20 protein-coding genes are annotated in these 20,056 nt (G+C 37.5%); 12 read left to right on the forward strand and 8 right to left on the reverse strand.

Annotation, left to right across the window (positions count from 1 at the left end; all coding sequences use genetic code 11):
• Window positions 1–255 precede the first annotated feature (255 nt).
• Window positions 256–1,239: a ring-cleaving dioxygenase gene (locus QI30_RS04355; protein WP_126989733.1), complete on the reverse strand. Its 984-nt coding sequence runs from the start codon at window positions 1,237–1,239 to the stop codon at window positions 256–258.
• A gap of 312 nt (window positions 1,240–1,551) precedes the next feature.
• On the opposite strand from QI30_RS04355, the gene QI30_RS04360 reads away from it, so the two are divergent.
• Window positions 1,552–2,169 (forward strand): LysE family translocator, encoded by a 618-nt coding sequence (locus QI30_RS04360; protein ID WP_126989734.1) that lies wholly within the window; start codon window positions 1,552–1,554, stop codon window positions 2,167–2,169.
• Here the strand turns inward: QI30_RS04360 and QI30_RS04365 are convergent.
• Window positions 2,155–2,844 (reverse strand): YjjG family noncanonical pyrimidine nucleotidase, encoded by a 690-nt coding sequence (locus QI30_RS04365; protein ID WP_126989735.1) that lies wholly within the window; start codon window positions 2,842–2,844, stop codon window positions 2,155–2,157. The two genes, QI30_RS04360 and QI30_RS04365, sit on opposite strands and share 15 nt — an antisense overlap.
• A 58-nt stretch (window positions 2,845–2,902) precedes the next feature.
• Between QI30_RS04365 and QI30_RS04370 the strand changes: the two genes are divergently transcribed.
• Window positions 2,903–3,712 carry an SAM-dependent methyltransferase gene (locus tag QI30_RS04370; protein WP_126989736.1) on the forward strand — a complete coding sequence of 270 codons (810 nt, stop codon included), beginning with the start codon at window positions 2,903–2,905 and terminating at the stop codon, window positions 3,710–3,712.
• Between the two features lie 224 nt (window positions 3,713–3,936).
• On the opposite strand, the gene QI30_RS04375 is transcribed toward QI30_RS04370, so the two are convergent.
• The 3 genes from QI30_RS04375 to QI30_RS04385 form a co-directional block, all read right to left on the reverse strand.
• Entirely contained in the window at window positions 3,937–4,755 is an 819-nt protein-coding gene (locus QI30_RS04375; protein ID WP_126989737.1) for a helix-turn-helix domain-containing protein, read from the reverse strand.
• 74 nt (window positions 4,756–4,829) lie between these two features.
• Window positions 4,830–5,132 carry an antibiotic biosynthesis monooxygenase family protein gene (locus QI30_RS04380; RefSeq protein ID WP_126989738.1) on the reverse strand — a complete coding sequence of 101 codons (303 nt, stop codon included), beginning with the start codon at window positions 5,130–5,132 and terminating at the stop codon, window positions 4,830–4,832.
• A gap of 59 nt (window positions 5,133–5,191) precedes the next feature.
• Window positions 5,192–5,965 carry an alpha/beta hydrolase gene (locus QI30_RS04385; protein ID WP_126989739.1) on the reverse strand — a complete coding sequence of 258 codons (774 nt, stop codon included), beginning with the start codon at window positions 5,963–5,965 and terminating at the stop codon, window positions 5,192–5,194.
• Window positions 5,966–6,280: 315 nt separating this feature from the next.
• Between QI30_RS04385 and QI30_RS04390 the strand changes: the two genes are divergently transcribed.
• The 8 genes from QI30_RS04390 (at window position 6,281) to QI30_RS04425 (ending at window position 15,045) form a co-directional block, all read left to right on the forward strand.
• Window positions 6,281–7,252, forward strand: a complete 972-nt coding sequence (locus QI30_RS04390) for an ABC transporter substrate-binding protein (protein WP_126989740.1) — start codon at window positions 6,281–6,283, stop codon at window positions 7,250–7,252.
• A gap of 104 nt (window positions 7,253–7,356) precedes the next feature.
• Window positions 7,357–8,364, forward strand: coding sequence for a FecCD family ABC transporter permease (locus tag QI30_RS04395; RefSeq protein ID WP_199754634.1), 1,008 nt, complete (start codon window positions 7,357–7,359; stop codon window positions 8,362–8,364).
• Window positions 8,357–9,385 carry a FecCD family ABC transporter permease gene (locus tag QI30_RS04400; RefSeq protein ID WP_126989741.1) on the forward strand — a complete coding sequence of 343 codons (1,029 nt, stop codon included), beginning with the start codon at window positions 8,357–8,359 and terminating at the stop codon, window positions 9,383–9,385. Before QI30_RS04395 ends, QI30_RS04400 begins: the two co-directional genes overlap by 8 nt.
• A 15-nt stretch (window positions 9,386–9,400) precedes the next feature.
• The gene (locus tag QI30_RS04405) at window positions 9,401–10,180 is read left to right on the forward strand and encodes an ABC transporter ATP-binding protein (protein WP_126989742.1); all 780 of its coding nucleotides are present in this window, start codon (window positions 9,401–9,403) and stop codon (window positions 10,178–10,180) included.
• 154 nt (window positions 10,181–10,334) lie between these two features.
• On the forward strand, window positions 10,335–11,669 hold the full coding sequence (locus QI30_RS04410; RefSeq protein WP_126989743.1) for an APC family permease: 1,335 nt from the start codon (window positions 10,335–10,337) through the stop codon (window positions 11,667–11,669).
• Window positions 11,666–13,270 carry an amidohydrolase gene (locus tag QI30_RS04415; RefSeq protein ID WP_126989744.1) on the forward strand — a complete coding sequence of 535 codons (1,605 nt, stop codon included), beginning with the start codon at window positions 11,666–11,668 and terminating at the stop codon, window positions 13,268–13,270. Before QI30_RS04410 ends, QI30_RS04415 begins: the two co-directional genes overlap by 4 nt.
• 361 nt (window positions 13,271–13,631) lie before the next feature.
• The gene (locus QI30_RS04420) at window positions 13,632–14,144 is read left to right on the forward strand and encodes an RNA polymerase sigma factor (RefSeq protein WP_126989745.1); all 513 of its coding nucleotides are present in this window, start codon (window positions 13,632–13,634) and stop codon (window positions 14,142–14,144) included.
• Complete coding sequence (locus QI30_RS04425; protein ID WP_126989746.1) at window positions 14,131–15,045, forward strand: DUF4181 domain-containing protein; 915 nt, start codon at window positions 14,131–14,133, stop codon at window positions 15,043–15,045. The genes QI30_RS04420 and QI30_RS04425 overlap by 14 nt, the downstream gene beginning before the upstream one ends.
• Before the next feature lie 148 nt (window positions 15,046–15,193).
• Here the strand turns inward: QI30_RS04425 and QI30_RS04430 are convergent, their stop codons facing one another.
• Window positions 15,194–16,738, reverse strand: a complete 1,545-nt coding sequence (locus tag QI30_RS04430) for a solute symporter family protein (RefSeq protein WP_126989747.1) — start codon at window positions 16,736–16,738, stop codon at window positions 15,194–15,196.
• Between the two features lie 27 nt (window positions 16,739–16,765).
• Window positions 16,766–17,152 (reverse strand): DUF485 domain-containing protein, encoded by a 387-nt coding sequence (locus QI30_RS04435; RefSeq protein ID WP_126989748.1) that lies wholly within the window; start codon window positions 17,150–17,152, stop codon window positions 16,766–16,768.
• A gap of 501 nt (window positions 17,153–17,653) precedes the next feature.
• Here QI30_RS04435 and QI30_RS04440 point away from each other — a divergent pair.
• Together QI30_RS04440 and QI30_RS04445 are read left to right on the forward strand one after the other, a co-directional pair.
• Complete coding sequence (locus QI30_RS04440; RefSeq protein ID WP_158620961.1) at window positions 17,654–18,142, forward strand: DinB family protein; 489 nt, start codon at window positions 17,654–17,656, stop codon at window positions 18,140–18,142.
• Between the two features lie 58 nt (window positions 18,143–18,200).
• Entirely contained in the window at window positions 18,201–18,605 is a 405-nt protein-coding gene (locus QI30_RS04445) for a pentapeptide repeat-containing protein (protein ID WP_126989750.1), read from the forward strand.
• On the opposite strand, the gene QI30_RS04450 is transcribed toward QI30_RS04445, so the two are convergent.
• Window positions 18,600–19,820, reverse strand: coding sequence for a S41 family peptidase (locus tag QI30_RS04450; protein WP_158620962.1), 1,221 nt, complete (start codon window positions 19,818–19,820; stop codon window positions 18,600–18,602). The two genes, QI30_RS04445 and QI30_RS04450, sit on opposite strands and share 6 nt — an antisense overlap.
• Window positions 19,821–20,056: the final 236 nt, after the last annotated feature.

Below are 20,056 nucleotides of genomic sequence, written 5' to 3' on the forward strand. Positions count from 1 at the left end.
AAAGGCAATATCATTTTTTTGTAATTTCACTTCTAAATCTAGCGGTAATATGAGTTGATTCATGTTATAATTTTTATACATAAAGAGTCTCCTTTTGGTTGGTTTGGTGTGGTAACTTAATTTTATCAAAAGGGGCTCTTTTTATTCTATACAAAAACAAAAAAATTACAGATAAAAAGGACTTCGGCATCTTCATTTGCCGAAGTCCTTTCTTTAGCTAGAGTTTTGTCCCAGCCTCTATTTTAGTACTTACTATTATTCATATTCTTTTTCAAATGTTTTTGTGCTGCGTACTGTATCAATCGGGCGTACTAATGCTTCAATTTCTTCGCGTTTGTCTTCAAAGAATGGAGGTAATGATAATTTTTCACCTAATGTTTCATAAGGCTCATCCCCTTGGAACCCGGGACCCTCTGTAGCAAATTCAAATAATACGCCGTTTGCTACGCGTACATATAATGATTCGAAGAAGAAACGATCTACATAACCAGATGTTCGGAAGCCGATTGTTTCTAAGCGTTGTTGCCATTGTAAAAGTTCTTCTTTATCACGAACACAGAATGCAGCATGGTGAACTGTACCGAAACCTTGCATACCTTGTGGCAATTGATCGTTAAATTCTACGATGACACGTGCTCCATTACCCCCTTCACCTACTTCAAATAAGTAAAGATTATCTTCTTGTGCGATTTTTTTATACCCCATTGCATCCACTAATACAGCAGAGAAGTAATCAATATCAGCAATACGAATCACAACTGGACCTAATCCTGTAATCGCAAATTCATCTGGCACTGGACCTTTCGACCAAGGTTTCCCTGATGGACGTCCCTCATTTGTTTCATCTGAAACGAATTGATATTGCTGCTCATCAAAATCTTCAAATGCTAATACTTTCACATCAAATTGTTGTTCAATTCCTGTATGTTTAACACCTAAGCGGTCGAAACGTTTTACCCAGTAATCTAATGCTGCATCACTAGGGACACGGAATGATGTACGGTGAATTTCGTTCGTTCCATGTGTTCCTTTTGGAATTCCAGGGAAATCGAAGAATGTCATATCTGTTCCGGCATTCCCTTCATCATCTGCAAAGAATAAATGATATGTTTGAATATCATCTTGGTTTACCGTCTTTTTAACAAGACGCATGCCTAATGTATACGTGAAGAATTCATAGTTTTTTTCTGCATTACTTGTGATTGCTGTTACATGGTGCATACCTTTTAAGTTTTTCATTTTTATTCCTCCTGATTCAATATCTTTATTTTTAATATCTTGATTTAAAGATATAATAGCACGCAAATTTTATCCTGTCAACACATTCAACTACACTATTAAAAAAACGGGAATTACATGCACGCAATTCCCGCTTCCTTTATTTCATTAAAATGCTTGTAATGATAAAGACAAATCTTATTGCTTACAAAGTGCTTCTACTTTTTCGAAATTGCTAAATCATTCATTTTCACACCTCTTGTTAAATTAAAATGAATATGTTAAATTCAATTAACATATTTTGCAAATTTTATACAAACGAGGTGATAGGTAATGCTTACATTTTTAGTCATGACCATTTTCGTTGTAATGAGTCCCGGTTTAGATACTGCACTGATCACAAAACGAACAATCAGTAACGGTGCAAGAGATGGCTTTCAAATGGCACTTGGCTTTACAGCTGGATCACTCATTCATACGATTGCTGTAACAATTGGATTGTCTGCATTACTAATGCAGTCTGCCTTAGCATTTGGCATAATCAAATGGGTTGGTGCTGTGTATTTAATTTATTTAGGTGTAAAAGCATTATTGGCTAAGAAAGCGATCCCTACAGTTGCTACTACCACCGCTCCTACGAAAAAACAGCATAGTGCTTTTTTAGAGGCTTTTTTATCAAATGTTTTAAATCCGAAGGTTATTGTATTTTTTCTAACGTTTTTACCACAATTTATTACAGACGATCGACATGCAACAAGAGATTTTTTATTAATGGGTAGCACCTATGCTGTTTGCACCGTCATTTGGTTTTCAATTTATGTGATTTGCCTCTATTATATCCGCGAATGGCTATTATCGCCGACTGTTCAACTGTGGATGGAGCGCGCAACTGGTGTTGTGTTAATCGGCTTTGGCTTGAAAATTTTATTCACAAAATCAGAAGCCGTTTAATATCGTGATAAGCTCACTTAAATGGTGAATTTCATACGTTGGGGCCGCTTCCGAATGATTTGCTTTATAATTTGGGTTAAACCAGCACGTATCAATGCCGTAATGTTGTCCACCTTTAATATCCGATGTAAGCGAATCTCCTATCATTAAAACAGTATCTTTATTGTTAATTTGAAGTGTATTAAAAGCATAATCAAAAATTGCTCGGCTAGGCTTTTGATGGCCAACTGTTTCAGAAATGATGAGCTCTTCAAATTTATTAGCAAATGGACTCAAAGCAATTCTAGCTTGTTGCACACGCTCAAATCCATTTGAAACAGCAGCTATACGAATATCTTGAAGTTCCTCAAACAAAGCAACAGCTCCTTCTATTAAAAAGGGCTGTTCACCTAAAAAGCGTAAGTACGTATCATTAAATTGCTGTGCATCTAATGACAGTTTATGCATCTTAAATAATTGATTAAAACGTTCATTTCCTAATTGTGTTAGTGAAATTTGTTGCTGCTCTAACTGTTGCCATAAGCCGTTACTGACAGATTGATAGTCGTGTAAATAGTCAGGTGCACGTAAACCATATTCTTTAAACACTTGTGTAAAGGCGGCTTTCTCCGCAGTTTGGAAATCAAAAATTGTATCATCTAAATCAAATAATAAGACATCATAGTGTTTTTTCATCTATTTACCACCATTCTTTACAGATGAACTTACTATATCATGAATGAGGAGACGTTATATGAAAAATAAAATCGTACAACAATTTGTCGAAACCTATCATCTATATGAAGATGATGCAATTCAACAAATACAACTTCAACATCGCTTTTCGCTCGTCAAAGCATTTAATTTACAGCCTGGTATGCGTATTTTAGAAATTGGCTGTGGACAAGGTGATACAACGATGGCCCTCGCACATATTGTTGGTGATAGTGGTTTTGTGAAGGCAATTGACATTGCAAGTGGTGATTACGGTGCACCTATGACATTACAGGAAGCTCATGAAAATATTCAGAAGTCTCCTTTAGGATCCCGCATTGAATTTCAATTAGACACAGATTTTTTATCACTCGATACTACTGAGCAATATGATGCCATTGTTTTCTCACATTGCTCTTGGTATTTCCACGATGAAGCGCAATTACTTCAGTATTTTGAACATGCTCGCTCTATGACTAGTCAACTTTGCTTTGCGGAATGGGATACAACCTATCATACGCATGAACAGAGCAGTCACTTTTTTGCTGTTACTATTTTGGCGTTATTTTCACAATATGTTGATAATGATGGAAATATTCAAGCCGTTTTCACAAAAAAACATATTCAAAAACTCTTGAATCAAGCGAATTTTACAAATTGTACACTCACAGAAGTAGATGCAAGCTATCTACAAGATGGTGCATGGGAACAAGATTATGCTAATAGTATTCAATCAGAATTTTCAGACGCTCCCCCGTTAATTCAAACACTATTAGATGCCTTATACGACAATATGAATACGGTCCAACAGCCGCAATCACTTAATAGTTTTGTAATTATTGCACGATAACACCTCGATTGTTGAGGTGTTTTTTTCTATTATTAGAAACCACTACTTGCTAATCTGTATTCAGTATGAAGGAAGGTAAGGAATTGCTCAAAGTATGATTTTTCATTTTTCTCTATACTATTTACAAAAAAACTGCGATAACTAAGAAATTAACCATCATTAATGGCCGATTTCTCAGTTATCGCAGATTCCTTATTTTTTCACGTTCGAGTACACTGTGTCTATTAACGTTTATTAAGTTTTCGATATTGACTTGGTGATTGCTGCATCACCTTTTTAAAGACACGACTAAAGTAGAAGTTATCTTGATAGCCAACCGCCTCTGCTACCTCTGCAATCGTTAAATCGGTAATCGCTAATAATTCTTTCGCCTTTGATACACGATAATGCATTAAATACTGTACAGGTGTCATGCCCGTAATTTTTTCAAAAAGATACGCGATACGGCGACGATCGATGTTAAACATATCCGCCACCTCGCTAATAAAAATTTCTTCTTCATAATGAGAGTGGAAATAATCAATAATTTTCGTTACTTGTTGCAACGTGAAATTATATTGACTATTTCTTGCGCCATTTAGAATTTCTTTCATTAAACTCATAAAAATGACCTTTAGCTCAAATTGAGAGAAGTGGTCTGGATTCATATTTTTATGTAATAACTGCTCGATAATTTTTAAAATATCTTCCATATTATCTAACTCAATCGAAAAATGCTTATCAATAAAGCCTTTGAATTTATCGTCTGCTTCAATAACTTCATAGTGAATAACCGCATAAACCCACTCTGTATCATATGTTTTTATTTTAATATTCATATCTCTACCGGCATGAACAATCGTATGCTGATCAATATGGTACGGTACACCGTCTAATGAAAAACGCGCATTTCCTTTTAAAGGAATAATAAATCCACATACGTCAGATGCTGTTTTTCGGTTCGAATCAAGCTTTCCAGAAGGCAATGTCGTTTGAAAAGCATTACGAAATTCAATTGTAGATGTTGCAAAATATTCGATTAGTTCATTTGTTTGTATAGTCATACGTACCTCCTAAAACAAAAAGCTACGACAAATGCGTGATTATTCGCTTTGTCGCAACTTCAGCTACATGTCTGTTATTTAACTTCGTACATAGCCACATCAACATTAATAATAAATTCTGGGCGTTCTTTCCCCTTATTATTGCGATGGCCGGCAATGTGCTCAGGGCTCTTTTCCCAAGCCTTCCATGCATCCTCAGATTCCCAGCGAATAACGACAATTACTTCTTCTTCACCGCGACGCACTTTTTTCTGTAATACCGTTTTATCAATAAAACCTTCTCGGCCTTCAACAGGTGCTTTTTGTGTTGTAAATTTTTCAACTAATTGATGAGCATTTCCTTCTGTAACTGTAAAACGACGCATTTGAACTAACATGAAATCTTCCTCTCCGGTATATGTATATTTTCTATTTTAATCAAAAAAATACCATTTAGTCAATGAAAATGAGAATCATTCTTAATTATTTTTTTTATAATCGAGCGAAATGCTCGACTCATCGTTGTCGGTACAATCGATGCATGGTTCTCATCTGGTGCCACATAATACACTGCTTCTGACGCTGCTAACTTATCAATAAACTGCTTGCTTTCTGTTACCATGAAGGTTTCATGCTCACCCACAGCCATAAATAGTGAGCGCTGATTTTCCATACTTTTTTGATCAATAAAACGTAGTAATTCCATATCATTCCACCAGATAGATGGGCTAATCGCTAAATAATGTGTAAATGCCTCATGCTGCTTCAAATAACACCAAATAGCAAAATAACCACCTAAAGAATGTCCATATAATGTTTCTTGTTCACGGTTAGTAGCAAATTCCTCATAAATTTTTGGCTTTAATTCTTGTTGTAAAAATGCGAAAAACTGCTCTGCGCCACCATAATTTTTTGTATCCATATGCTTGCCCTTCGTGCGTTCTGGAAAAACATATTGTTCAGCTGGCCCAGTAAAATCATAAAAGCGACGCGTTCTTACATCTTCCTCCTGATGACTAATCGCTACGATGATAGAAGGTTGTACGAACGTTTTTGGATGGTTTCTTGATTGTAGCTTTACGATATTTTTTGCGAAATCAAAATACCAACCGCCATCTAATAAATAAATAACCGGAAACCCTTCTTCAGGAACTGCTCCGTCCGGAACATATACATGAATCGTATAACAATAATTCGTAAATGCTGATTGTAACTTAAATGATTGTTCCATCGTTAAAACCTCTCTTTTCTTGTCACTGTGTCTATACATTACTATGTATGAACATACAAATCCACTTTACAATTTACAATTTTTTCATTGCAATATTATAGAAATCCATATTTTTAATTAAAAAAAGTCCATATTTTAATTACTAAATTTAATAATAAATCCTTTAATATAGTCATTCTTGTACTGTTTGTTAATTATTTACCACTTTTAAGTCCATACTTTCATGTGCAAACCTCTATTCATTTCTCATTCATCCTTTGATAGGATTATAACCGTAGTTGAGAATCAATTTCATTTAATCGGAGGTACATAATCATGAAAAAATATTGGAAAATGGGTGCCGCAGCACTTTTTGCACTATCACTTGCAGCTTGTGGATCAGCAGCAGAGGACACAAATAAATCAGATGACACAAAAACAGAAGCTTCTTCTGAATCGGATGCAAAAGAACTTAAAATCAATTATTTAGGTAAAGATTACACATTTGATGCACCAGTAAAAAATATTGTTGCAGCAAGTATGGAATCAATGGAAGATTCAGTAGCACTAGGTATTAAACCAGTTGGTGTACTTGAAGTCGGTGGTGCAATTCCTGAATACTTACAAGAAGGTTTAGAAGGTGCTGAACTAATCGGTAACAAAATGGCTCCTAATAACGAAAAAATCTTATCATTAGACCCAGATGCAATTATCGGTACAGATAAATGGGCTGAAGATGTATTATCAAAAATGAATAAAATGGCAACAACACTTCCATACTCTCACTTTTCTGATGACTGGAAAGATAACTTAAATGCGTTAGCAACATTAAGTGGTACAGAAGATAAAGCGAAAGAAATCATCGAAGGCTATGAAAAAGATTCTGCAGCGTTAAAAGAAGAAGTTCAAGCTTCTGACGTAAAAGATAAATCAGTATTAATGATTCGTATCCGCGGTGGTATCATGTACGTTTATCCAGAAAACGTTTACTTTAACCCAATTTTATACACAGAACTTGGCTTAAAAGCTCCTGATGTTGTAACAAAAGCGGAAGCTCAAGCAGAAATTTCACTTGAATCATTATCTGAAGTAAACCCTGACTATATCTACTTAGAATTTGATGAAAGCGAAAATGCAGATGCAAAAGACGCGCTAGCTGACGTTCAAAAAGACCCAATCTTCAAAGCATTAACAGCAGCTAAAGAAGATCAAGTATTCGTAAATGAAATCGCACCACTTGCTGAAGGTGGTACAGCTTGGTCTAAAACAAACTTCTTAGATGTACTTGAAAAAACTTTAGTAAAATAAGATACGATTGCGGACGATAGAGTCTTAAATAGTACCTCACAAAAAACCGCGCTCCTGCGCGTTTTTTGTGTTTCTATCGCCCTTTCAGAAGATAGGTGTGTAGATTGAAACAGTCATCAAAAATCCAAAAAATCATTATGATCGTTGCACCAATTTTAATCGTTGCCGTAACTTTTATTTCGATTATTTATGGCACAAAAGATATTAGCTTACATACAATTTGGCAATCGATTGTGAATTTTGATAAGAGTGACCCAGATCACCAAATTATTCGCTCCAATCGAATTCCTCGAGCCATCGCCGTACTATGTGTCGGGGCCTTTTTAGCAGTGGCCGGTGCGATTATGCAAGGGATTACACGAAACTACCTAGCATCTCCGTCATTAATGGGCGTCAATGATGGTTCGGCATTTGTCATTACCCTTGCAGTTGTATTCATTCCTGGACTAGCGAATTATCAAATGATTCTTTTATCTATTGCTGGGTCAGCAATGGGTGCTGCACTTGTATTTGGCTTTGGCTCGCTTATTCGAAATGGGTTATCCCCTGTTCGACTTGCGATTATTGGGACCGTTATTGGGACATTTCTAAGTAGTCTAGCCACTGCAATTGCGATGTATTTCCAAGTTTCACAAACCATTGCGGCTTGGTATAACACAAAAATTCATACCGTTAATATGGACATGTTACTTATGTCGATGCCATTTGGTGCAGTTGGACTTGTGCTAGCACTTATTTGCGCACGAGCGATTACGATTACATCACTTGGTGAAGATATTGCAACTGGACTTGGTCAAAAAACAAAAGCAATTCGTTACTTATCCATGTTTGCGGTTGTGTTACTTACAGGTACATCCGTCGCATTAGTCGGAAAAATTGCGTTTGTTGGGCTTGTTATCCCACATATCGTACGCTTTATTGTCGGCATTGATTACCGAAATATTATTCCTTGCTCGATTTTAATCGGTGCCTTGTTCTTAAGTTTATGTGACCTAGTTAGTCGCTATCTTAACTTTCCATTCGAAACCCCAATTGGCGTAGTAACCGCCTTTATTGGTATTCCGTTCTTCCTCTATTTAATTCGTTCTCGAGGAGGTCAACGTCATGCCTAAAAATAAAGAGAATCATATTTGGCTTAAAGCAACCATTCTTTTCGTCATTATCTTTTTAAGTTTTTATTTACATGTTACAAATGGGATGTTTGATATGACCATTCCAGACGTTGTCAAAACGTTATTTGGCATGGGTGACAATCCAAAATTTAGCCTCGTTATTTTTGAATTTCGGCTACCTCGTATTGTCATCGCCATCCTCGTTGGGGTTGGTCTTGCCATTGCAGGATGTGTACTGCAAGGTATAACGAAAAATGATTTAGCCGACCCTGGGATTTTAGGGATTAATGCTGGTGCTGGTGCTGCTGTTTCATTCTTCATGCTTGTATTCCAATTTAATGCTTCTCGTTCAGATGGTTCTGAATGGTTGAAAATTATGTCAATGCCACTATTTGGACTTGTCGGCGGGGTATTAGCAGCAGGAATTATTTTCGCCTTTGCTTATAAACATGGGCGCCTCGATGTAGAGCGTCTACTGTTAACAGGTATTGCGATTAATAGCGGCTTCGGTGCATTAGCACTTTACTTAACATTAAAAATGAGTGAAAAAGATTTCGAAATTGCGGCACTTTGGCAAGCCGGAACGATTTACAATGCGAACTGGGCATTTATCGTTGCTATGCTTCCTTGGCTAATCATTCTAGGCATCTATATTTACCGTAAAAAATATTTACTTGATTATTTCCAATTAGAAGAAAGCACCATTGTTAGTTTAGGTATTAATTTAGAGCGTGAGAAAATTAAAATGCTCCTTGCAAGTGTTGGGATTGTCAGTGCCTGCGTATCCGTATCCGGTAGCATTGGTTTCATCGGTTTAATGGCGCCACATATTGCGCGACAAATCGTTGGGATTCGCCACCGCTTCGTCGTACCATTTAGTGCCTTAATCGGTGCCGCACTTTTATTACTTTCAGACTTTATTGCGAAAACGATTTTCGCACCATCAGAACTTGCAGTAGGTGTTGTTGTATCGATTATTGGTATTCCTTACTTCCTATACTTACTTGTCAAAGCGCGCTAATGAGGAGGAATCAGCATGCAAACAGCCTTTCGTATTGAAGAATTAACTGCAGGCTATGAAAACAATACTATTTTTGAAAACTTAAATGCCTCGATTGAATATGGAAAGATTACAACAATTATCGGACCGAATGGCTGTGGGAAATCAACGTTGTTGAAAACCATTGGTCGTATTTTGAAAAAAGAGCATGGTCATGTTTATTTACAAGACCAGGATATGCAAAAGCTTTCGACAAAAGACATCGCAAAACGTCTAGCGATTTTAGCACAATCTCCATCCGCGCCACCTCAGCTCAAAGTAGGCGAATTGATTTCATACGGACGTTATCCACACCGTAAAAATGTCAATCGCTTAACGCCTGAGGACCATGAGATGATTGATTGGGCAATGGAAGTTACACAAACTGCCGAATTTGCCGATCGTGAATTGTCTCAATTATCAGGTGGTCAACGTCAGCGTGTGTGGCTGGCGATGGCACTTGCTCAAAAAACAGATATTTTATTATTAGATGAACCAACTACTTACTTAGATATGGCCCATCAAATCGAAGTATTAAAAATCGTGCAGAAAATCAATAAAGAGCATGGTTGTACAATTGTGATGGTGCTCCATGAAATCAATCAAGCTGCTCGTTTCTCAGATACCATTTTAGCAATGAAAGCTGGTGAAGTACTTGCGAATGGGAAGCCGAAAGAAATTATGACAGCTGCTTATTTAGAGAAAATCTTCAACATTCAAGCGAAAATTGTAGATGATGACGGGACACCTGTTTGTTTGTCATACGATACGATTTAACGAAAAGAACCGCGATTATGCGGTTCTTTTTTTTGCTTAGCTCTCATTGGTTCTATTTTTCCTGCTAATGTGGTTCTTTTATTCTTTTATTTTGTCCCTCATAATATGACTACGAGTCATTTTTTAATTAAATAGAGAATGGGGTTGATTATTTTTGAGCGAAATTTCGTTGAAGCGGCAACTCTCTGGTTTTGAGCTGACCATTTTTGGACTAGCCCTGATGGCGCCTGTCACCGTCTTTACGACATATGGCATTGCGGCAGAAGTGACGGACGGACGTGTGCCATTTGCTTATTTATTTGCGGCAATTGCGCTATCGTTCACCGCTTATAGCTATGCACAAATGGTAAAGGCTTTTCCCATTTCGGGTTCTGCCTATACCTATGTACAGCACGCCTTCAATTCAAAAGCAGGTTTTCTCGTCGGTTGGGCGTTACTGACCGATTATATGCTACTTCCGATGGTCAATTATTTAGTCGCCAGTATTTTTTTGACATCTGTATTCCCTGGTATTCCGGCATTTATTTGGATTTTACTCTTGGTCGTTCTCAATACTTTCATTAATATTCGAGGAACCAAAATGGCATCCTGGGTTAATACCCTACTACTAACGTATGCCTTTGTCGTCATTCTGTTATTTATTATTTTAAGTATTCGCTTTGTGTTATCGCAAGAAACTGCCTTATTCACCGTGACACCTTTCCTAAATGATGGCTTTAATATAGGCTTACTGATGGCTGGTGCATCACTATTATGCTTCTCTTATTTAGGGTTTGATTCTATTACGACATTAGCAGAAGAAGTTGTGGATCCAAAACGGACAATTCCACGTGCCATTTTTATTATTATTTGTGTCGGCACATTGGCCTTTGTTGGCGTTTCCTATTTTGCGACACTTACCCAACCTAATTATCAGAATTTTTCAAATTTAGATGCCTCAGGAATTGAACTTGTAGCAATGGTTGGCGGTAATTTATTTGTATCACTTTTTTTAGGTGGTATGCTCATCGGTTGTTTCGCTTCCGGGCTTGCAGCGCAATCGAGTGCATCACGCGTTCTTTATGCAATGGGTCGTGATGGCATGCTCCATAAGGCATTTAGTAAATTACATCCAACCTATCAAACACCTGTCTTTAACTTATTACTCATTGCTGCACTATCAATGCTTTCGGTTGTGATGACTTTATCGATGGCCACCGCCTTTATTAATTTTGGTGCGATGATTGCATTTTTATTCGTTAATTTATCCGTTATTGGACATTACTACGTGCGTCAAAAAAGACGTTCCCTAAAAGAAACGCTCCTTTACTTCATTTTGCCAGCATGTGGTGCATTATTTGTCTTTTATTTAATCATTAATTTAAATAAGTATTCTTTAGTTTTAGGGGTTATTTGGGGCGCAATTGGCGTCGTATATTTATTTTATTTAATTAAAATTAAGGGCATGAAAACTATTGATATGTCCTTTAACGAGGAGGCAAAATCATGAACTACGTATTAAAAAGCCAACATATTTTCACAGGATTAAAGGACTTTACAGAACCAGGTGCTATCTTAATAGAAGATTCTCTTATCAAACAAGTAGCCCCTTCTATTGAGGAATTAACATTAAGTGGCGATGAGCAGATTATTGATTTGGGTGAACAATTAATTACACCTGGCTTACATGATTTCCATGTGCATTTATTTACAGGTGCCTTACAACTTGTATGTGTGGACTTACATGATACAAAATCTGCTGATGAAGTCATCCAAAAGGTGAAAAATTACGCAGCAAATCATACAAAGGCGTGGATTATTGGCTTTGGCTGGGATAACGGTGGCTGGAAAGTGGATACACTGCCAACAAAGGAAATGCTCGATGAACATTTTCCAAATCGCCCGGTATTACTCAATCATTTAGAATGCCATTACTGCTGGGTGAATAGTGCTGCACTAGAGCTTGCAGAAATTACAGCCACGACAAAAAATCCAGACTTTGGAGAAATTGTACGTGCTTCTAACGGAGAAGCTACAGGAATTTTAATTGAAAAAGCACAGGATTTAGTGCAAAAAATTGCCTATTCTTTCAGCGAAGAGGAAAAACTGGCGATGTTGCATGCATTTTTTGATTTAACAGCTCGTTCAGGGATTACATCTATTAACGATATGTATGCTCCGTTCTCAGAGTTTTTAGATGATTTTTCATTACTGTTTCAATTAGAAAAGGAGCAAAAGCTAAAGGCGCGCGTTTACTTACAGCCACGTATGGATGGAGATTTAACGGAAGCACATCACTTCAAACAGCTTTATCAACATCCAAAAATCAAAATGAATGGCTTAAAGCAATTTGTAGATGGTGTAATTACTGGTCATACGGCCTATATGGTCGAGCCATATGCAGATGCAAATCATACGGGCATGACAACGTATGATTTAAAGGCGATGAAAAAATGGATTATTGAGGCAGATAAAGAAGGCTTTAGTGTGCGCCTTCACGCAATTGGCGATGGTGCGGTAAAATTTTCATTAGATGCCTTTGAAGAAGCGCGCCGTATCAACGGTCATATGGGCACGCGTCATACAATTGAGCATGTTGAGTGTATTCAACCAGAAGATGTTACTCGCTTTAAAAAGTTAGACGTCATTGCCTCTGTACAACCCTATCATATCGCGGCACTCGAACAAAAAGTGTATTTAGAACGTCTAGGAGAAAAACGTTTCAACCGTACCTATTTCTCAAAAACCTTATTAAATTCGGGTGCAAAAGTGGCTTTTGGAAGTGATTTCCCAGTTGTGAGCATAGATCCAATGCGTGAAATCTATCATGCGGTGACACGAATGGACAGCACATATCGTCAGCAATGGGGGCCAGATGAAAAAACAACAATGGCTGAGACATTACGTGCCTATACACAAGTTCCTGCATATGGCTGCTTTAATGAAGACAAAGGAGGCACGATTGAAGCCGGCAAATACGCTGATATTGTCGCATTTGACCGCAATCTTTTTAGCATTGCACCAAAAGATATTTTAACGACAAAAGTAAGCATGACTATGCTAAACGGAGATATCATTTTCAATCGAAAACCAGCTTCCTCATTGACATAAACATAGATTCATGAGATAATTAATATCTTGCTGATTTTGTATGGCATTTTATGAGTATTTTTGAAGATACTTATTCATTCTGGCGCAACCACGGAGTTGCAGAGACGCGAAAGCAGGTAGGGTTTGCGTTGCTTAAGTTAGAAAATAATCCAATGAAAATTACCGCGGTCTATAATTTTTTTAAATAAATTCTCCCGACGATGGGATCGATACAACTTAGAAAATTAGCAATAAAAAGAGGGCTCCTAGATGATTCTAGGGGCCCTCGTCCAATTTCTAAATCTTTTTTATAAAAATTTGAACCCGTTTCCGCTTTTTTTGCGACAATTAAGTAACACCCTATAAGAAAGGAGGCTACACGATGCAATTACGTGAAATTATGACTACATACGGCGAAGCGTGTATACGCTTTGCTTATCTTTATACGAAGGACTGGAATGCTGCAGAGGAAGTCGTGCAAGATGTTTTTCTAGCCTATGTCAATCAGCATGAGGCTTTTCGCGGGGACAGTTCACTCAAAACATATTTATTAAAAATTACTGCAAATAAAAGTAAAGATTATTTACGGAAAAAGAAACGCTGGGGCTGGCTTTCCTTTGAAGAGCCTCCGGAAAAAGTGACTGCCTCTAGTGAACGCCTACTCGAGCGCGAAGAGGAGCAGCAAGAACTTTTGCAAGCACTCCACCGAATTCCATTAAAATATCGTGAAGTCCTCATTCTCTACTATTATGAGGAAATGAATACAACGGATATCGCAGCGCTCTTACAATGCTCGAAAAATACAATTAAAACGCGCTTAATTCGTGGGCGCAATCAGCTAAAAGCACAGCTAAAGGATAATGACTGGGAGGTGTTAATGAATGAAGAATTTTAAACAACAGCTTGATCGTGAAATGGGGCCCGTTGAAAAACGATTTACACCGGCGATGCAAGAGCGCATCATGCAAAAAATCAATGAGCCTACGCCGAAAAAAATGGCTTGGCCGTATGTCATGACAATGGTTGCCACGACTATCATGATGCTGCTTCTGAGTGTGCTCATCATGTTTCCTGCTACACAGCCGGCATCTACTGCGACCTCTCCTCTTGCGGCACCGATTAAATCATTCCATATCAATTCGGAGCCGGAAGAAGACTTTTTCGTCAGTACATCGTTATTTTCACTAGGAACACCGATTGTGCTAAATAAAGAAAAAATAGCGATGATGCAGATGCTATTATCACATGCACAAAAAACAGATGACAAAATCGATGAAGAGACACTTTATGCGGATATTACTGTAGCGTATGATACGGGTAAAGAGCGTTCACTTCGCCTCTACAGTGAAGATGATGCGCACTACCTCCTTTATGATGTGCACACGCATGAAACATTCGCCGGCGTATCGCCAAAATCATTAGATGAATTTATTGATACGCATATGCCTTTTGAATATATCTTCATACTGCTTGGTCTTTTTTTCCTTCTATTATTTGTAGCCAATCGAATCGTGTCAAAACGATTTGGTATCGTGAAAAGAAACCAAAAAGCCGTTAGCAAAAAACAATCCTGGATACTTGTTGCCCTTTGTCTATTTACAAGCTTCTATACAGCATTTAGTGCCGAAAAAAATATCTTCGTTTATTTAATAGCCTATAGTACCTTCGTGGCCATTGATTTCTATTTCGAATACCGCTATGCGCGCGAGGATCGTCGTTATATTTTATCGGTCAATCTCTCTATCATGCTGTGCCTTTTCTTCATAGCAATTTATATTATCCCTTTATTTCTATAAACAAAAAGAGACTGGGACAAAACACGTCATTTTCCTTTTTTAGCGTTCGCAATGAAAAACCGGAACCGCGCCACCGCGCGATTCCGGTTTTTCTTATGTTCATATGAGAGGTGATTTCTACACGGATGTCAAAACCTCTTTTTTTATGTTAATGCGAAATATCTGAAACACCCATACCTGTATTAGCCTTTACCGTAATTTCGTCAAAGACATCATCATTTTCTTCCTTCTTCGAAAGCATCGAGCCTATATAGCCTGCAAGGAAGCCAAGTGGTACAGTAATAATCGCCGGATTCGTTAATGGGAATAATGCTTCTCCAACGAAGATGGCTGTTCCTTCTAGGTTCCATACATTCGGACTCAGTGCGCCAAGTACAAGACAGCTGACTAAGCCCGTTATTGTTGCAGCAATCGCCCCGGTCGATGTGAATCGCTTCCAGTAGATTGTGTACAAAATAACCGGTAAATTTGCAGATGCTGCAATACAAAATGCAAATGACACTAAGAATGACACATTTAATGACTGCGCGCCTAATGCTAATAAAATAGAGCAAGCAGCTAATACAATGGAACCAACACGTGCCGCAAGCATTTGTTGTTTCTCTGTTAATTGGCCTTTTTTCAAAATTTCACCGTATAAATCATGTGAAATAGCCGATGCGCCTGTTAATACTAAACCCGATACAACAGCTAAAATCGTTGCGAATGCTACTGCACAAATGAATGATAATAGCACATTGCCACCTAAGTATTCGGCTAGTAGCGGTGCAGCTAAGTTCCCTGCAGCGTTGGCTGCCATAATATCTTTTACACCAACGAATGCGGCAGCACCAAAGCCTAAGAAAATTGTTAATGTGAAGAAAATACTTGTAATCCAAGTTGTCCAAGAAATTGATGTACGTGCTGTACGCGCATCTTTTACAGTGAAGAAGCGCATTAAGATGTGCGGAAGACCACCTGTACCAAGTACTAAAGCAATTAACATCGAAATTGAATCAAAACCATTCGTATACTTTACACCTGAATTCAAGAAATTATCGCCATGCTCTGTTGCCTGTGAAACCTTATCGAACATGTTAATAATACTGTAGTCAAAGTGGCGTAGTACTAAGAATGACATTAAGCCTGTACCGAAAAGTAATAAGCAAGCTTTAATAATTTGTACCCAGCTCGTCGCGCCCATGCCACCGAATAATACATAAATCGTCATCATGATACCAACGATTAACACAGCAATCCAGTAGTCGATACCGAATAATAATTGAATCAATGCCCCAGCACCTACAAGCTGTGCAATCATATATAAAATAACGATGGTAATGGTGCTCAGTGCCGCGGCAGCACGAACACGTTTTTCGTTAAAGCGAGCAGTGATCATATCCGCTAAGGTGTAACGGCCTAAGTTACGAAGCGGCTCTGCAATAATGTATAGTACTACTAAATTCGCTACTACATACCCTACAGAGAAGAAAAATCCGTCAAATCCCGATAATGCGATGGCACCCGATACCCCTAAAAATGCGGCCGCCGATAAGTAATCCCCTGAAATGGCTAAACCATTTTGCCAGCCCTTTAACCCTCCGCCAGCCGTATAGAAATCGCTTGCTGAAGACGTTTTCTTTGCCGCAAGATAGGTCACAAATAATGTCAATCCAACAATGCCTAAGAAGAAACTAATCGTTACAATGCTCATAAGCCAAATCCCCCTTGATGTATGAAACTACTTGCTGTCTCCATACTCTTTCATAATTTTTTCTACCTCTTTATCAAACTTACCTGCGCGGTATTTGTACACCTCACATAACACAATCGTCATCACAAATAGTGACAGTGAATACACCCAAACCCATGTGATTTTTCCGATTACTCGATGTTCTAATACAGATGTGAAAGATGTTAAAACAGGTAGCATAATATAGGCAATTAAAAATAAAATAGTTGTTGAGAATAAGAATTTCTTTTTCTTTTTAACTAATAACTTAAAAGAATCCATTTGCGCAATTTCTCTATACACCTGGCGTTCCTTCTCTTTTTCATTCGCTAACACCGGCTCCCCAACCGTTGTTTTCGGCTGTTGTTCAACAGAAATATCCATTTGATTAGCCATTTATAAAACCCCCTTCAATGCTGAAAATTCTACTTAGATGATAAAATTTTCTGTTTTAGTAATGTTCCGTAAACCTATTGTATGTGCACTGTTATGCAAAAGCAACAAGTTTTTCTAATCACTTTTTCCTTAAATGGAAAATAAAACCTTATGAAAAATATAAAAATAACGAACTAGAAAACTCTGATTTTCTAGCTAATATAAATCGTTTTCGCAAAATTAACAGAATATTCACTTTTTAAAAAGAAAATAGAGACATAGAGTACTTAAATTAGTATTTTAAAAGAAAATAAACGATTGAAACAGATTTTCTTAATTATATATTAGTATAATTAAAAATTCATAAAAATTTTTCTTTGTGTACTATAACAAAAATAGAAATAATACACAATTCGTATGGTAGGCTTGAATTTTCAAGTCTTCTTTTATCTCATTCAAATAATAATAACGCTTTTATTCTTTCTAAAAATCGGGAATATACTCTATAAAGGAGCTGATTTTTTGTCAATTTTAACAGAAGCCCGTCAAGAACTCATTGATTATATCACGCAGTTACCGATTGATTCCTTAAATACTGCTATGGATAAGGATTCCTGGACAGTCCTACAAGTCGTTGAACATTTAGCTTTAATGGAGGAAGATGTCAGTACTGTATTAAAGGACGCCATTTTAAAGCGTGAATTCATCGAAGAGGTCCGTCAAAAACCCATTCATTTAACAACCGATCGCACACAGAAATTCAGTGCGCCTGAAAAATGGCAGCCAAAGCAAGAAACCTATTCATTAGAAGAAGTACTGCATCATTTAGAAAAAAGTCGAGAATCCTTAAACAATGCCTTTGCCCATGCTAACGATGCAGATTTAGAGCATGTTGTCGCTAAAAACGATGCATTTGGCGCACTTTCACTTGCACAATGGCCTGATTTTATTGGCTACCATGAGCAACGCCATTTAGCACAGATTAAAGAAATCATTGCCGCAATTTCATAAAGAAAAGCCGAAATCGTATATCCTACGATTTCGGCTTTTTTAAGAAAGGGTGTTGCAGATGACTCTACGTGTATCAGCAATCGACTTTATCGAACAGAATTTCCAGCATACACATTATGAAGGGATGCATTTTTCGGATGCTGACTTTTCAAATGCACAGTTTCAATATGCCACGCTAAAAAACATTACATTTGAGCACATTAATTTTTCAGGTGCTTCATTTGATTATGCCTATTTTGAGCAAGTCCAATTCAAAAATTGTCAATTTGATGATGCAACTTTCCATGAAGCCTTATTACAAGACGTCCAATTTCATGACGTAACTTATAAAGAGCTTGCGTTACATGATGCCACATTAAGGCATGTTTCTTTTGCCCAGCCGGCAATCAAACGCTTATTGCCCATTATTATTACCGTCGTCATTATCATGTTGATTTGGCAAGTTCTATTTCAAAGCTTATAACTCAGCAATTAATGCTCGTACAATCTCCATATCAACATCCTTTGTTAAATGTGCGGGTGTCCATGGCACATAAATATGTGGCTGAATGCCATCCTTTGAAGCCAGCTCACTATCCTCATTGATTTTTGACATACTATAATTTAAAGAAACATCACCAAAATCAACGGTCAAAACATTACATGTCGCCATAATTCCCATTGTTGGTCGTCCTACAATGGTTACTTTTGGCGATTTTTTTGCGTATGCCACAAACGTTTCCCCTGAGCTGCCACAGTAATAATCCGTTAAAATATAAATTGCTGGCGGCGTTGCTTTTCCTTCTACCGTAAAATCCAATTCTTCTTCCACTTCTATCATGCCCTGACCACGATGCTGTTCCAATAAAAACATTTCACGGTCAAGCATTCGTTCAATTTCCTGATTCATCCCTGGCTCTATATAATCTTCAAGCAGTGCCATCATCAGCGCACAATTACGTGCAGTATAATTGGTAAACATCGTATCCTTGCCCTGCAATTCTTTTGCGGTATAATCGCGGTCAAAAACTAAATCTAGTAATGGGAAATAAAATGCATCATTACCGCCATAATTTTCACGTACATCAATAATCAAGTGCTTCGCGGCAGCGATTTCCTGCTCATATGTCTTTAGTATTTCACGCACGCCATATTCCTGTGCAAAATCGGTAAATTTCATATAAAATGTTTCCCTCGTTAATGCCTTCGCTGCATACGTTGGTTGATAGCGTTGTCTAGCATAAGTCGTCAACACCATTTCCATTGCCACGCCACGTTGTTCAACGGTAATTGTTCGCGCGCGCATTAAAACGTTATTCCATTTTTGGCGTTCTACTTTATCATGTAGTAGCTGTAAGGCATATTTTTTAGATAGCTCTTCAATAGAAAGACCATCAATTGCGATAATTTTATCACCTGTATGTAAGCGTGTTTCTTGAGAAGCTTCTATTATATAGAGTACATCCTCATGATGACGTACACGAAAACCAATATTCGGTCGCACACTATTTTTAACGCTCAAATAAAGATGCTCATCTTTAAACGTTGCCAAATAATCTTCTACCACTCGAACAAACGCCTCATCACTCATTTGATTCGTTACTTTCGGTATTGATGTTTGCACTACTGCTGAATTCCCAGCATAATCCTCTAGCATAATTTTTTTAATTTCTTTAAAGACACTTTCCTTCGTCCACATAGTTATTCCTCCCAAAAAAAGAGCCCCCCTAAAAGCGGCTCTTTTCTCTACTGTCGCTACACTAAAACGTAGCATGTTTTATAAAACGCGTCAAACATTGTAAAAAAGACTAATAATATTTTAATCTGCATTACGAACTAATGCATAATTCTGACCTCAAAGAGCTTCCCATGGCTCCTTTATCACCTGGCACAATTGGTCAATCTCTTCTTTTAATTGCGTTACAAATAAAAATC

The sequence above is a fragment of the Candidatus Kurthia intestinigallinarum genome (genome assembly GCF_003991225.1).
Lineage (GTDB): Bacteria > Bacillota > Bacilli > Bacillales_A > Planococcaceae > Kurthia > Kurthia populi.